The organism is Streptomyces sp. NBC_00344 (assembly GCF_036088315.1).
Taxonomy (GTDB): Bacteria; Actinomycetota; Actinomycetes; order Streptomycetales; family Streptomycetaceae; genus Streptomyces.
Map to the genome: position 1 here is coordinate 5,655,748 of NZ_CP107996.1, position 12,662 is coordinate 5,668,409.

Consider the following 12,662-nt stretch of genomic DNA (forward strand, 5'->3'; position numbering starts at 1 on the left):
CACGGACGCACCGCCCGAAAAGGCGTGGCGCCCCCCGGTCAGGAGGGGGCGCCGCGCCCGCACCGGGTCAGCGGCCGCGACGGCCTGCCGGGACCGTCCTGCGCCGGGCCGCTCCGAGCAGGGCGGCGCCCCCGACCGCCACGGCGGCCACGCCGCCGATCGCCAGATACGGGGTGCCGCCGTTCCCGCCCGTCTCCGCGAGGTTCTGCTCACCCGTCGCCGCCACCGGGGCCGGTGCCGAGCCGCCCTGGGCGGCAGTCCGGCCGGCCTCGTGCGACGGTTCCGGCGCCGGGACGGAGCCGGCCGAACTCCCGTGATGATGCGAGACGGTGGACCGGCCGGCACCGGCGGCGATCTCCTGGGCGTTCGGCGCGGAGGCCACCGGCGCGGGCGAGGCGGCCGCCCCCGCGCCGCCGTTGTCCCGGCCGAACACCACGTCGGAGCAGGTGTAGAAGGCCTCCGGGCTGTCCGAGCGCTGCCAGATCGAGTAGATCAGATGGCGCCCCGACTTCGCCGGGAGCGTGCCGTCGAAGACGTAGTCGCCGTTCTCCAGCTTCGGGTCGGTGACCGTGGCGAACGGCTTCGCTTCCAGGTCCGCCCACTTCAGTGGCTTCGCCGGGTCGTAGCCGTCCTTGGTGAGATACAGCTCGAAGGAACCCTTGTGCGGTGCGGTGGCCTTGTAGCGGAAGGTGTGCCGGCCCGCGGTGAGCCGGGTGGACGGCCAGTCGGCACGCGGCAGGTCGAGCCCCTTGTACTTGTCGTTGCCTGCGCTGCACAGCTTCCCGTCCGGGATGATCTGCTTCGACTTCCCCGCGGCGTCCGCGATATTGACCGCGTTCCAGTCGTAGAGCGGCTGAGTCCCGCCGGCCGCGACGAGTGCCTTGCAGGCGGCGGAGTCCGGGCTCTCGGGTCCTTCCGCGAAGCAGGCGGACACCCGGCTGACCGGGTCCGTCATCGAGCCGTGGGCAGCGGCAGGGACGGCAGCGAGGCCGAGCAGCGCCGCCGGCACCATGCCGAGGGCGGCGACGGCTGCGGCCTTGTGACGAACGGTCATCGGGGCGTACTCCTTCGGCGGGGGCGTGGGAGCCGCTGGGCGGGGTGGGTGACCGGCCCGGTGCGGCGCTCAGCACGCTAGCCCGCCGGAGACCGGAAACCGCCAGCCGGAACCGGCTGATGGTGATCTTTATGGCCGGGTTAAGACGAGGCTAAGCGGGGGCTGAGAAAGGGCGTGGAAAGGGCTGCCAACGGCCGCTCTGCACCACTGCCGCACACAGCCCGGGCCGGCGCACGGTCCGGCAGACCTCTGTCCGGGAGGCGCGCCGGCCCCGCCGACGGCAATCAGCCCGATTGTCGGAGGCGGCTGAGAGCATCGGCACATGACGATCAACTGGGATGCCGTTGCCGACACGTTCGACGAGGAGGCCGACCACGGCCTGCGTGACGCCGAGGTGCGGAAGGCATGGGCAGCACGGATGAAGAGCTGGCTGCCCGACGAGGCGGCCGCGGTCCTCGACGTCGGCTGCGGCACCGGGAGCCTCGCGCTGCTCGCTGCCGAACAGGGCCACCGGGTGACCGCGGTGGACCTCTCGCCGCGGATGGCCGAGCAGGCCAGGACCAAGCTGGCCGGGTTCGGAGCCGAGGTCCTGCTGGGGGATGCCGCCCGTCCGCCGGTCGGTGGCCGCACCTTCGATGTGGTGCTCGCCCGTCACGTGGTGTGGTTGCTGCCCGATCCCGAAGCGGCTCTCAAGCACTGGTGCTCGCTGCTGGCTCCCGGTGGCAGGCTTGTTCTGGTCGAGGGTGTGTGGGGCGGAGTCGGTCTGTCCGCGGGGCAGCTGATGGCGGCCCTCGACCCGCTCACCAGGGCGGTGCACCACGACCTGCTCTCGGCGGACCCGGCGTTGTGGGGCCGGGAGGTCGACGACGAACGCTACGTACTGGTGGCCATGGCCTGAGCCGGAGGAAACCGGAGGGACGGGGTCCGAACCGTCCGGTGCGACGGCTCAGACGTACGGCAACTGCCCCCGCGCGGCCAGCAGTTCGAGCTCGTCGAGTGCCTGAACCGCTCGGCCGGCGGCCACCGGGTCGCGGTCGGCGAGGCCACTGGACGCGAATTCGTCCTCGTCCAGGCGCAGGACGGTGGCGCCGTCCGCCGACACCCACAGGTCGAGATCCAGGTCCTCGACCACCAGTTGACCGCCGGAGACCTCGGCGGGACGGGTCACATCGCAGTACCAGCCTTTCAGCTCCCCGGCGGCGTTCCGGACCTCCTTGACCGCGTACCAGCGGTCGCGCCAGTAGTGCTCGGTGAAGACATCGCCCGGTTCGAAACGTACGAACCCGAAGTCCCGCACCCCTGCTCCGGCCCACTCGGCGCGTACCGACACACCGGTGCCGTCGTCCGAGAGGACCGTGGCGGGGTAGCGGATCTTGGTGTGGCCCGCCTTGAGCAGGACCACGGTGACATCAGCCGAGTTCGCGGACATACCGCACCTCCGTTGCGCAGATCTCGTAGCCGAACCATTGGTTGATCGCCAGCATGGGTCCGTTGCCGGTGTCATTGCCGGTGTACGCCTCCGTATAGCCGGCCGCCGCGGCACGGTGCAGCGAGTCGTTCTTGACGAGCTTGGCGAGGCCTCTGCCGCGGAATTCCCGACGGGTACCGGTCATGCCCGATGAGTACCGGGCCAGGCCGTCGGTCCGTGCGGCGCTGAAGGCGGCGACCCGGCCGTCCACCACGGCCACCGAGGTCAGCTCCCGGTCGAGCCCCGGGTTGCGCCAGGTGTGCGTCAGCCAGTCCTCGTAGTCCGAGAACACCGCGCCGATGTCGCCGGGCTCGTCCGCCGTGGTCTCCGCGTCCGCCTCGAACAGCGGCCGTGGATCGCCGGCGAAGTCCGCCGCCGTACGCAACTCCACCCCGCGGGGCAGTGCCTGCCGCGGCGGCAGCGTGGCGCCGGCCATGCCGAGACGGAGGAAGTGGGCGGCGCGGCTCGCCCGGTACCCACGGCGTTCGGCGAAGGTACGGTTCGCCGGCTCGTCCAGCACCCAGGCGTACACGGCGGTCGCGCCGTACCCGGCGAGATGTCCCTCGGCGGTCTGCAGCAGCAGCGAACCCGCTCCGCGTCCCCACCGGCCGGGGCGGACATAGGGATTGCAGAATCCCTGGCCGGGCCTGCCCGCGTCGTACGCGATGCCGGCCTCCGCCGTTCCGATGATCTCGCCGTCCTCCTCCGCGACCAGCAGCCGGTACCGCTTGTCGGGGTGAGCGGTCGCCAGATCGAAGGCGACCTGTTCCGCAGTGGTCACCATGTACGGCAGTGCGGCACGCCGCGCATGGACCCAGGACTCGGCGTCGGCAGGCCGGAAATCACGGACGGTCACAGTCATGAGGTCGCACGCTACGGGGCCCCCAGCGCCTGCCGCCTCCTATTTTCCGGCCGCAGGGGCGGAAGTGAGGGACACTCGTGGAGTGACTCTGAAGATCGCCATTGATACGGAATCCGGCATCGCGCCGTACGAGCAACTGCGTGCCCGGATCGCCGGACAGGCCCGCTCGGGCCGGCTCCCGGCCGGTTACCGGCTGCCGACGGTGCGCGGACTGGCCGGAGAGCTCGGTCTTGCGGCCAACACGGTGGCCAAGGCGTACCGGGCACTCGAAGCGGACGGCGTGATCGAGACGCGGGGCCGCAACGGCACCTTCGTTGCCGCGACGGGCGACGCGGCCGAGCGCGAGGCGGCGGACGCGGCCCGTGCCTACGCCGAGCGCGCGGTACGGCTCGGGCTGGGGCGGGAGGCCGCCCGGGCGGCGGTCGATGACGCGCTGCGCGCGGTGTACACCGAGTAGGACGCGGTGTCTGCGCAACGCGTGGAGCGGTCCCGCACCCCGTTACAGATAGAGTCCCGCATCCGCCCCCCGCTCCTGGGCCGGCACCGAAGCCGGTCCCGCCCCCCGGCGCAGGGCGTACAGCTCAGCGAGCGTGGTGCCGTCGCGGCCGATGCCCTTCTCGGTGCCGAGCCAGGCAGCGGACTCCTTGCGGGTCAGCGAGCCCACCTCGATACGGGCCAGGCAGCGGCCGGGGCGGACGACCGCCGGATGCAGACGTTCCAGGTCCTCGTTGGTGGTCACGCCCACCAGGACGTTGCGACCCTGACCCAGAAGACCGTCCGTGAGGTTCAGCAGGCGGGAGAGGGCCTGGCCCGCCGTGTGCTTGGCCTCGCCACGGATCAGTTCGTCGCAGTCCTCGAGCAGCAGCAGCCGCCAGCGGCCCTTGGCGGACCCGTCGTCCTCGCCGATCGCGATGTCCATCAGGTAGCCGACGTCGTTGAACAGCCGCTCCGGGTCGAGTACGCAGTCGACCTGGCACCAGTCCCGCCAGGAGCGGGCCAGGGTCCGCAGAGCCGAGGTCTTCCCGGTGCCGGGCGGTCCGTGCAGCAGCAGGAGCCGGCCGGAGATGTCATCGGGGGTGACCTTCATCAGGCCGTCCAGCGCCTCGGCCACCGGCGCGGTGTAGTTGGCCCGGACCTCGCTCCAGGTACCCGCGGCGATCTGCCGGGTGGTGCGGTGCGGCCCACGGCGCGGAGAGACGTACCAGAACCCCATGGTGACGTTCTCGGGCTGCGGTTCGGGCTCGTCCTGTGCCCCGTCCGTCACCTGCTTCAGCACCTTCGCCGCCAGCTCCTCGCTGACCGCGGTGACCGTCACGTCGGCGCCGCGGTTCCACCGGGAGACAAGCAGAGTCCAGCCCTCGCCCTCGGCGAGGGTCGCGCTGCGGTCGTCGTCGCGGGCGGCCCGCAGCACGGCGGCGTCCGGCGGAACCAGGGTGAGCCCCTTCTTCACCCGGTCCAGTGAAGAACTGTGCGAATACGGCTGCTCGCCCGTCGCGAAGCGGCCGAGGAACAGCGCGTCGACGACATCGGAAGGCGAGTCGCTGTCGTCGACATTGAGCCGGATCGGCAGGGCGGCCTCAGGGTTTGCGGACATGGCGCCCATGATCCGCCACCGTGGCGGCCTGTGCACGCGCTTTGTGCGACGCGGCGCCCGAAGTCCCGTCCGGTGCGGGGCGGGTGCTGTCCTGAGATACCTGCGGCCCGTGGCGCGTCCTGATCACGCCGAACAGCTTGCAGGCGGCGACCGATGCGACGGCCGAGAGACCCGCCACCTCCGCGACACCCACCCCGGTGAGCCCCATGACCGGCAGCAGCACCAGGGTGAGGAGCAGCACCAGTGCGCACAACCCGCCCTGGAGACAGACCAGTCCCGTGGTACGGCTCCGGGCGCGCAGTACCGCGAAGTACAGCTCGGTGACGACCCGCAGCAGAGCGCCGGCGACCAGCCAGCGCAGCAGCGGGGTCGCATGCCGGGCGTACCCCTCGCCGAAGACATGCAGGATGTGCGGGGCCAGCGCGAAGAGGACAAGACAGATCGGCAGCACGATTGCGGTCACCCTCACCAGTGCGGCGCGCGTGGCGCGCCCCAGTTGCGCGGGGTGGTGCGCGCCTTCCACCGTGAGCGACGCGCCCATGTTGATCGCGAGCAGTTCAACCGTGCCGCCGATGGTGCTGGTGATGTAGAAGTACGCGTTGTCGGCGGAGCCGACCCGTGAGGCGACGGCGACCGGGATCAGATAGACCACGGCCAGCGCGAAGAGCGAGCCGGTGCAGTCCCCTGCCAGGAAACGGCCCAGCTCCCGGCAGCCGGGCGGGCTCGCGGTGTGCCGCGTCAGCTCCTCATGACGTGGTATCAGCCTTCGGAACACCAGACACCCCAGCGGCACCACGGACACCGCGATGGCGGCCGCCCAGGCCAGGAAGACACCGGCGGTCGGGGCGGCGGACGCGATCGCCACCAGCAGCAGCAGCTTCAGCGCGGAGAAGGCCGTGTTGCCGGCCGGCACCCAGCAGGCGCTGCGCAGACCGGTGAGTACCCCGTCCTGGAGGGTCAGCACCGACCAGGCGATGACCGCCGCGACGAATCCGAGTCCGTGCACCGCACCGTGCAGAAAACGGAATGAGGGACCCCAGAGGTTCAGGGTGAGCAGGAAGACCACCGCTGCGAGCCCGACGACCGCGGAGCTGCCCCCGTACATGAGAAGGACGAACCTTCCGGTGGCCTTTCCCGATACGGGGACGAACCGGGCCAGTGCCCCGGTGAGCGTCACCGCGGCGATGCCCGCCAGGAACTTCATGGCCGCGATGGCCGCCGAACCACGGCCGACCGCCGAGTCGGTGTAGTAGTGCGCGGCGGTCAGCCAGAAGCCCAGTCCCAGTACCGCGCTGACACCGGTGTTGAGCATCAGCGCGTAGGCGTTGCGGAACAGCGGGCTGCCGGACCTTCCGGAGCCCGCATCGCCGGTGCGTCGTTCAGACACGGCTCCCGGTGACCTTCCGACGGGCCTGGGAGGCTCTGCGGACCACGGCATACCCCTTGGTGAGAGCCCGGTCCCCGGCAAAGGCGCGCAGCAGGCCGCGGCCCTCGATCAGCCGTCCGAACTCCTCCCTGCCGGTACTGCGCCGCACCGTCAGACGTTCCAGGGCGTACGGCCCCTGCCTGCGCATGGCGAGTGCGTTGCCCACGGCGAGGGACTGGGCGAAGCCGGCAGCCCGAACGGCCCTGCGGACCCGGCGGCTGGAATGGCCGTACGGGTAAGCGAAGGACGCGGGCGGCAGACCGAGTTCGGCCGCGATGATCTCCTTGCAGCGCAGCGTCTCGAACCGAAGCCGGCGGTCGCCGACCCGGTCCAGATGCGGATGGCTGTGGCTGTGTCCGCCGATCTCGGTGCCCGCAGCGGCCAGGTCCCGGACCTGGCCCCAGTCGAGCATGGTGTCCGGCGCGTCGCCGGCCGGACACTCCCCGCGCAGCCATCCTGTCGACACGAACAGGGTGGCGGCGAATCCGTGTGCGGTGAGGAGGGGGAGGGCATGCCGGTGCACACCCTCGTATCCGTCGTCGAAGGTGATCAGCACCGGACGGCGGGGAAGCGCGTCCCCCGACCGCCAGGCGTGGGCCAGCTCCGTCGTGGTGAGCGGGGTGAAGCCGCCGTCGTCGAGCATGTCCAGTTGCTCGGCGAAGGCTTCGGGCGATACGGAGAGCCGGCGCGCCGCAGGCGAGGGACACCGGCCGATCGCGTGGTACATCAGGATCGGGACGGGGCGCGGTGTGCCGCTCATGCCGCCGCCCCCCGGGGGTGCCGGCTCTCTGCGGCCGGGTTTCCCCGGGGCGGCCCGTCGCCGGACGGGCCGATCGCCGTGGCCGTGAAACGAGCGCCGGTCCTGCGGGCCCGCAGGGACCCCACGAGGTAGCCGCCCACCGCGGCGGCGGTGCCCGACACGATGGCCGCCGCCCGCCCCGCGCCGCCGGGTCTGCCGAGCGCCGCGTCCCGGATTCCGCGTGCCACGCCCAGCGGCAGCACCCGGGTGGTGTAGCGCCGTTCGGACTCAAGGCCCCTGCCGGTTCCGGCACTTCGCGCGACAAGGGCTTTGGACAGGCCCTCGGCGTAGCAGCGGGTACGGAAGTAGGCGCGCCGCTCCCGCGCGGCAGGGACCCGGTGGCGGATCACCGCGCGGTCGTCGATCAGCAGCACCGCATGCGGCAGCGTCCTGGTCAGCCGTATGCAGAGTTCGGTCTCCTCGCATCCCAGCGGCCTTCTGCCGCCGTCCCTGCCGATACCGGTGGCGAAGCCCCCGGCGGCCTCGAACGCCGCCCTTCGGAAGGAAGCGTTCCCGCCCAGCACATTGCGCACAGGGACCCTGCCGGGGGGCAGCCCCCGGTAGGTGCAGCCGACCACCCAGTCGAACTCGTCAGGGAACCATGAGGGTCTGTGGCCCGAGGCCCAGACGGGCACGGTGCGCCCCCCGACGGCCATCACCCGGGGGTCGTCGTATCCGGAAGCGAGGTGACGCAGCCAGTCGGGCTCGGCCGCCGCGTCGTCGTCCAGGAAGGCGATGACCCCACCGCGGGAGGCGGCGATCCCGGTGTTGCGGCCGGCGGACAGGCCACGGGGTCCCGCGTTGGGGAGCACCCGCACCTCCCCGGCCCCACCCGGTCTGCCGGCACCGGTGTCCGTGTAGAACCGGCCGAGTCTCTCCAGCAGGGCGCGGTTGTGGTCCACCACCAGCAGTGTCTCCAGGGCCGGCCGTGACTGGCGCAGCACCGACGCGACCGCCGCCAGGATGTCCTCCCAGCGGTCCTCGGTGTAGACGCAGATCACCACCGAGATCTCGCCGGCGCTCATGTGGCGGCTCCCCGGCCGGCGTTGAGACCGATGGCTCCGGGGCGGGTCTTCACACGGCGGAAGCCCTTCTCCCTGAGGATCACTCTGAGGACCCGGATGCCGTCCCGAACGGCGCTGAGATTGCTGACACCGTGGATGCGGTTGTACTCGTGGCTGGGCACCTCCTGCACGCGGAGGCCCGCCTTGACCACCCGGATGTTCATCAGGGTCTCGATCTCGAAGCCGGTGCAGTCCAGGCTGATCCTTTCGAGGCAGTGCCGCCAGAAGGCGTTGTAGCCGTAGCAGAGATCGGTGTAGCGGGCGCCGAACTTGCGGTTGACGACCGAACACAGCACCCAGTTGCCCAGTTTGCGGATCGGTGTCATGTCATCGGTGCCACCGCCGTTGGCGAAGCGCGAACCCTTGGCGAAGTCGGCACCTCCGACCAGGGCGGACACATAGCTGACGATCTCCTGGCCATCGGCCGAGCCGTCGGCGTCGACCATGACGATGATCTCCCCGGAGCAGGCGGCGAATCCGGTGATCAGCGCGTCGCCTTTTCCCTTTCCGCTCTGTTTCACGACCACCACGTCGGGCCGGAGTCCGCGTGCGACGTCGATGGTGTCATCGGTCGAATTTCCGTCCACCAGTACGACTTCGTGGATCCAGTCGGGAAGCGATGTGAAGACGTACGGCAGATTCTTCGCCTCATTCATCGCAGGAATCACAACACTCACAAGAGGAGCGATCGCGAGATGAGAGGACACGGGCTTGTACGAGACTGCTATTCGAACAGCCGACGTGACCGTTTGATTGCCGTTTCTGGACGGCTCGGCTAACGGATCCTGACCCGGAGCCGCCGAACTCAGAAAAGAACTCATCAGTCTTTTTCCCTCTCCACCGGTGGGCCGCCCACCCCCGGGCGGCCCGGATGATGTTCCGGTTCGAAAGGGGGGTTCTCACCTTTCGGGCATGCCGGAATGGAGCACCGTGCATGCCTGGTGAGCTGGTACGACTGGTTGCGCGGCCCGCGGCCCGGCGACGAAGTCCGCCGTCCGCAGCACCCCCCTACCGCGCCCCGTCACCGAACCATCGCGGCGCTCGAGCCCTCCCCTTGTGCCGCTGTGCGTGATGGACCGATGCGGGTGAAGTACGAAGATATTGACGAATAGGACTGTATGGCAAGACCGGGCACAAGGCCTCGTTTTTGGGTTTTTGGCCTTAATCCGGCGCAGTTGCGCGGAATTTATCGTTCCCGCCTCCGGTGTCGCACCGGAGGCAACAGGAGAAGCAGGGAACTGATCGCCGCGATTGCTGCCACACCACTGCGCGCCGACCAGATATCCGCGGTCAGCATGATTTCGGCAACAAGCGCATCGAGAGCCATCGCTCCCGCGGACGAGACCATCAGTCGCGTGAACGGCTCCACGCCGCGCAGCGCCGCCGAAATCCCGGCGACGGGCGCCACGAAGAGGAAGAAGAGAGTGAAGGGCGCGCGCAGGGGCGACGCGAGATCGGAGAGAGCCAGCGCGGCGCCGGCCCCCGAGACCGTGAGGGCTGCGCCGGCGAGTAGTGGAGTCGAGTGCGGCCGGGCTGCTGACGGGTTGTTACTCATCGTTTGCATGGGCGACGTTTCCCCCCGAAGCGTCGGATGCCGGGCTTCAATGTCGCGTAGGCCGAGTTGACCGTCAAGTTACTGAATAGTTGGCATGGACACTTCCGGCAACACCTGTGACCTGGTACGACAGTTGAGGCGGAAATCCTGCTAAGGGAGGTTCCATGAAACTGTCCCGAATCGCGACACTCTCTTCCTCACTCCTGCTCGCCGTCGGACTCGCCCTCACCGGGGCGGGCGCGGCACAGGCTGCCCAACAGGCCGCGTCCACCGACTACGTGGCCCTCGGCGACTCGTACTCGTCGGGCGTCGGATCCGGCAGCTACGACAGTTCAAGCGGCGACTGCCTGCGCAGCACAGTCGCTTATCCGGCCCTCTGGGCCGCGGCCCACTCGCCCTCTTCGTTCCACTTCGACGCCTGCTCGGGCGCTCGTACGGGTGATGTTCTGAACGGACAGCTCTCCTCGCTCAACGCCTCGACCGACCTCGTCTCCCTCACGATCGGCGGCAACGACGCGGGCTTCGCGGACACCATGACGACGTGTGTGCTGCACTCGGAGTCCACCTGCCTCGCCCGCATCGCCACAGCCAACGGCTACATCGACTCGACCCTCCCGGGTCTGCTCGACCAGGTGTACTCGGCCATCACCGCCCGGGCTCCCGCGGCGCATGTCGTGGTGCTCGGCTATCCGCGCTTCTACCGGCTGAACGGCAGCTGCATCGCCGGGCTGAGCGAGAGCGAACGCAGCGCGATCAACGCGGCGTCCGACCACATCAACCAGGTGACCGCCAAGCGGGCGGCCGACCACGGATTCGCCTTCGGTGATGTCATCTCCACCTTCACCGGGCACGAGATCTGCTCGAGCAGCAGCTGGCTGCACAGTGTCAACCTGTTCAACCTCACCGAGTCGTACCACCCGACGGCGGCCGGACAGTCCGGCGGCTATCTGCCCGTCCTCAACGCTCAGGACTGAGCGAAGGGGGCCGCGGCCCCTGCGGGGCGATCCGCAGGGGCCTGCCGGGCGGGCGATACGGTGCGGCGGGGCCCCCGTCCGGTGCCCCGCCGCGGCTCGCACCGCGGCGTCAGCCTCTCCGGGCCGGCCGGCATCGGTCCCGCGCTGCCGGGCCCGCCGCTGGGTCCGTGACCAACTCCGCCCGGAATCGCACGGATTCGCAAGGGGCGGTCAACCCCCGTACGGGGAAGGTGAATCCGGCGCCCGGGATACACGGGTGTCATCGGGGGACGATAGGGTTAGTGTGCCCCGGGCCGGGTGCCCTCGTACGGGTGGGGAGTGACATGGAACAGATAACAGTGCGCAGCAGGCCACGAGTGCCTGCGATCACCTGCGGGAGCGGTGCGACCAGTTCGCGCCTCGACCGCCATCTCTCGGTGCTGGGCGGCCCTGTCGTCCCGCAGCGGGAATCCGCGGAGGCGACATCGCTGATGCGTGAGCTGACCTCACGCGACGTCGCGCACTCCAGCACGGGCAGGGGAGCGCGGGTCAAGCTGTTCGCGCCACTGCGGCGGCTGCGCCGCTCGCTCTTCGGCAGCCGCGGCTGAAGCCTCCGACCGTAACGGCCGACCGGATCACCGGCTGAACCGCCTTCGACAACCTACGGGCGCTCAGGCGATCACACCGTCCCGGCGCAGCGCTGCCCTCGGCCCTTCCGTCATCCCCAGGGCCTCCAGCAGCGCGTCGGTGTGCTCGCCGAGTTCCGGCACTCTGCCCATCCGCGGGCCCTCCCCACCCGGCAAGGTGATCGGCGGCAGCAGAGCCCGCAAAGGCCCCACCGCAGACCCGACGTCCCTCCACCGGTCCCGTGCCGCGAGCTGAGGGTGCGCGGCCAGATCGGACACCGAGTTGAGCCGGGCACAGGCGATGCCCGCCGCCTCGAGCCCGACCACCGCTTCCTCGGTGCTCAGAGTGGCCAGCGCGGCGGCGACCACCTGGTCCGTCCGCTCGCGGTGCTCCGTCCGCGCCCTGTTCGTGGCAAAGGCCGGATCGTCCGCCAGCTCCGGCCTGCGCAGCACCTGTTCGGCGAGGCGGCGCCACTCCCGGTCGTTCTGCACCGAGAGCAGTACCTGACCGCCGTCGGCCGTCGGGTAGGCGTCGTAGGGCACGATGACGGCGTGCGCCACACCGGTGCGCGCCGGGGCTGTGCCTCCGTGCATCCCATGGTGCAGGGGGTGCCCCATCCATTCGCCGAGGGACTCCAGCATCGAGATCTCCACCGGTCCGCCGAGCCCGGTGGTGCCGCGGCGGAGCAAGGCCGCCAGCACCCCGGAGAAGGCGTACATGGCCGCCGCGATGTCCGCGGCCGGAATGCCGGCCTTCGCGGGCTGTTCAGGGGAGCCGGTGACCGACACCAGCCCTGCCTCGCACTGCACGAGCATGTCGTAGGCCCGCTTGTGGGCGTACGGTCCGCCGGAGCCGTAGCCGGAGATGTCCACGGCCACCAGCCGGGGATGCGCGGCGCAGAGCGCGGCCGCGTCGAGGCCCATCCTGGCGGCCGCCCCCTGGGCGAGGTTCTGTACGAACACGTCGGCATCCTCGATGAGCCGGCGCACGATCCGGAGACCGCGCGGATCCTTGAGGTCGACGGCGATGGACTCCTTGCCGTGGTTGCACCAGACGAAGTGCGAGGCGAGACCGCGCGCCGCCGTGTCGTACCCACGGGCGAAGTCGCCTCCGTCCGGGCGTTCGACCTTGATGACGCGGGCACCGAGATCGGCGAGCTGGCGCGTGGCGAAGGGCGCCGCGACGGCTTGTTCGACGGCTACGACGGTGATGCCTTCGAGCGGGAGGGGCTGGGCGGGGGAATGGGTCACCCCCGCATGA

Annotated in this window: 12 protein-coding genes and 2 pseudogenes; 4 read left to right on the top strand and 10 right to left on the bottom strand. The window is 70.4% G+C overall.

The window, feature by feature from the left end; all coding sequences use genetic code 11:
• Positions 1–67: 67 nt before the first annotated feature.
• On the bottom strand, positions 68–1,054 hold the full coding sequence (locus OHS16_RS25545; RefSeq protein WP_328539586.1) for a lytic polysaccharide monooxygenase auxiliary activity family 9 protein: 987 nt from the start codon (positions 1,052–1,054) through the stop codon (positions 68–70).
• A 322-nt stretch (positions 1,055–1,376) separates the two neighbouring features.
• Here OHS16_RS25545 and OHS16_RS25550 point away from each other — a divergent pair.
• Positions 1,377–1,949 (top strand): annotated as a pseudogene (locus tag OHS16_RS25550) (class I SAM-dependent methyltransferase); the annotation flags it as partial.
• 51 nt (positions 1,950–2,000) lie between these two features.
• Here the strand turns inward: OHS16_RS25550 and OHS16_RS25555 are convergent.
• Entirely contained in the window at positions 2,001–2,483 is a 483-nt protein-coding gene (locus OHS16_RS25555) for a DUF402 domain-containing protein (protein ID WP_328539587.1), read from the bottom strand.
• Positions 2,464–3,384, bottom strand: a complete 921-nt coding sequence (locus OHS16_RS25560) for a GNAT family N-acetyltransferase (RefSeq protein WP_328539588.1) — start codon at positions 3,382–3,384, stop codon at positions 2,464–2,466. Before OHS16_RS25560 ends, OHS16_RS25555 begins: the two co-directional genes overlap by 20 nt.
• A gap of 82 nt (positions 3,385–3,466) precedes the next feature.
• Between OHS16_RS25560 and OHS16_RS25565 the strand changes: the two genes are divergently transcribed.
• Positions 3,467–3,841 (top strand): GntR family transcriptional regulator, encoded by a 375-nt coding sequence (locus OHS16_RS25565; RefSeq protein ID WP_328539589.1) that lies wholly within the window; start codon positions 3,467–3,469, stop codon positions 3,839–3,841.
• Positions 3,842–3,883: 42 nt separating this feature from the next.
• Here OHS16_RS25565 and OHS16_RS25570 read toward each other — a convergent pair whose 3' ends face one another.
• The 6 genes and pseudogenes from OHS16_RS25570 to OHS16_RS25595 form a co-directional block, all read right to left on the bottom strand.
• A complete protein-coding gene (locus tag OHS16_RS25570; protein WP_328539590.1) occupies positions 3,884–4,978 on the bottom strand; it encodes a DUF5925 domain-containing protein in 1,095 nt (364 codons plus the stop codon).
• Between the two features lie 64 nt (positions 4,979–5,042).
• Positions 5,043–6,416, bottom strand: a pseudogene (locus OHS16_RS25575) (lipopolysaccharide biosynthesis protein); the annotation flags it as partial.
• A complete protein-coding gene (locus OHS16_RS25580; RefSeq protein WP_328539591.1) occupies positions 6,358–7,164 on the bottom strand; it encodes a polysaccharide deacetylase family protein in 807 nt (268 codons plus the stop codon). The gene OHS16_RS25580 and the pseudogene OHS16_RS25575, both read right to left, overlap by 59 nt.
• A complete protein-coding gene (locus OHS16_RS25585) occupies positions 7,161–8,228 on the bottom strand; it encodes a glycosyltransferase family 2 protein (RefSeq protein ID WP_328539592.1) in 1,068 nt (355 codons plus the stop codon). Before OHS16_RS25585 ends, OHS16_RS25580 begins: the two co-directional genes overlap by 4 nt.
• Positions 8,225–9,088, bottom strand: coding sequence for a glycosyltransferase family 2 protein (locus tag OHS16_RS25590; RefSeq protein WP_328539593.1), 864 nt, complete (start codon positions 9,086–9,088; stop codon positions 8,225–8,227). The genes OHS16_RS25585 and OHS16_RS25590 overlap by 4 nt, the downstream gene beginning before the upstream one ends.
• Before the next feature lie 365 nt (positions 9,089–9,453).
• On the bottom strand, positions 9,454–9,831 hold the full coding sequence (locus OHS16_RS25595; RefSeq protein ID WP_328539594.1) for a hypothetical protein: 378 nt from the start codon (positions 9,829–9,831) through the stop codon (positions 9,454–9,456).
• A gap of 155 nt (positions 9,832–9,986) precedes the next feature.
• Between OHS16_RS25595 and OHS16_RS25600 the strand changes: the two genes are divergently transcribed.
• Together OHS16_RS25600 and OHS16_RS25605 are read left to right on the top strand one after the other, a co-directional pair.
• Positions 9,987–10,796: an SGNH/GDSL hydrolase family protein gene (locus tag OHS16_RS25600; protein WP_328539595.1), complete on the top strand. Its 810-nt coding sequence runs from the start codon at positions 9,987–9,989 to the stop codon at positions 10,794–10,796.
• Positions 10,797–11,119: 323 nt separating this feature from the next.
• The gene (locus tag OHS16_RS25605) at positions 11,120–11,383 is read left to right on the top strand and encodes a hypothetical protein (protein ID WP_328539596.1); all 264 of its coding nucleotides are present in this window, start codon (positions 11,120–11,122) and stop codon (positions 11,381–11,383) included.
• Between the two features lie 63 nt (positions 11,384–11,446).
• On the opposite strand, the gene OHS16_RS25610 is transcribed toward OHS16_RS25605, so the two are convergent.
• A complete protein-coding gene (locus OHS16_RS25610; RefSeq protein ID WP_328539597.1) occupies positions 11,447–12,652 on the bottom strand; it encodes a CaiB/BaiF CoA transferase family protein in 1,206 nt (401 codons plus the stop codon).
• Positions 12,653–12,662: the final 10 nt, after the last annotated feature.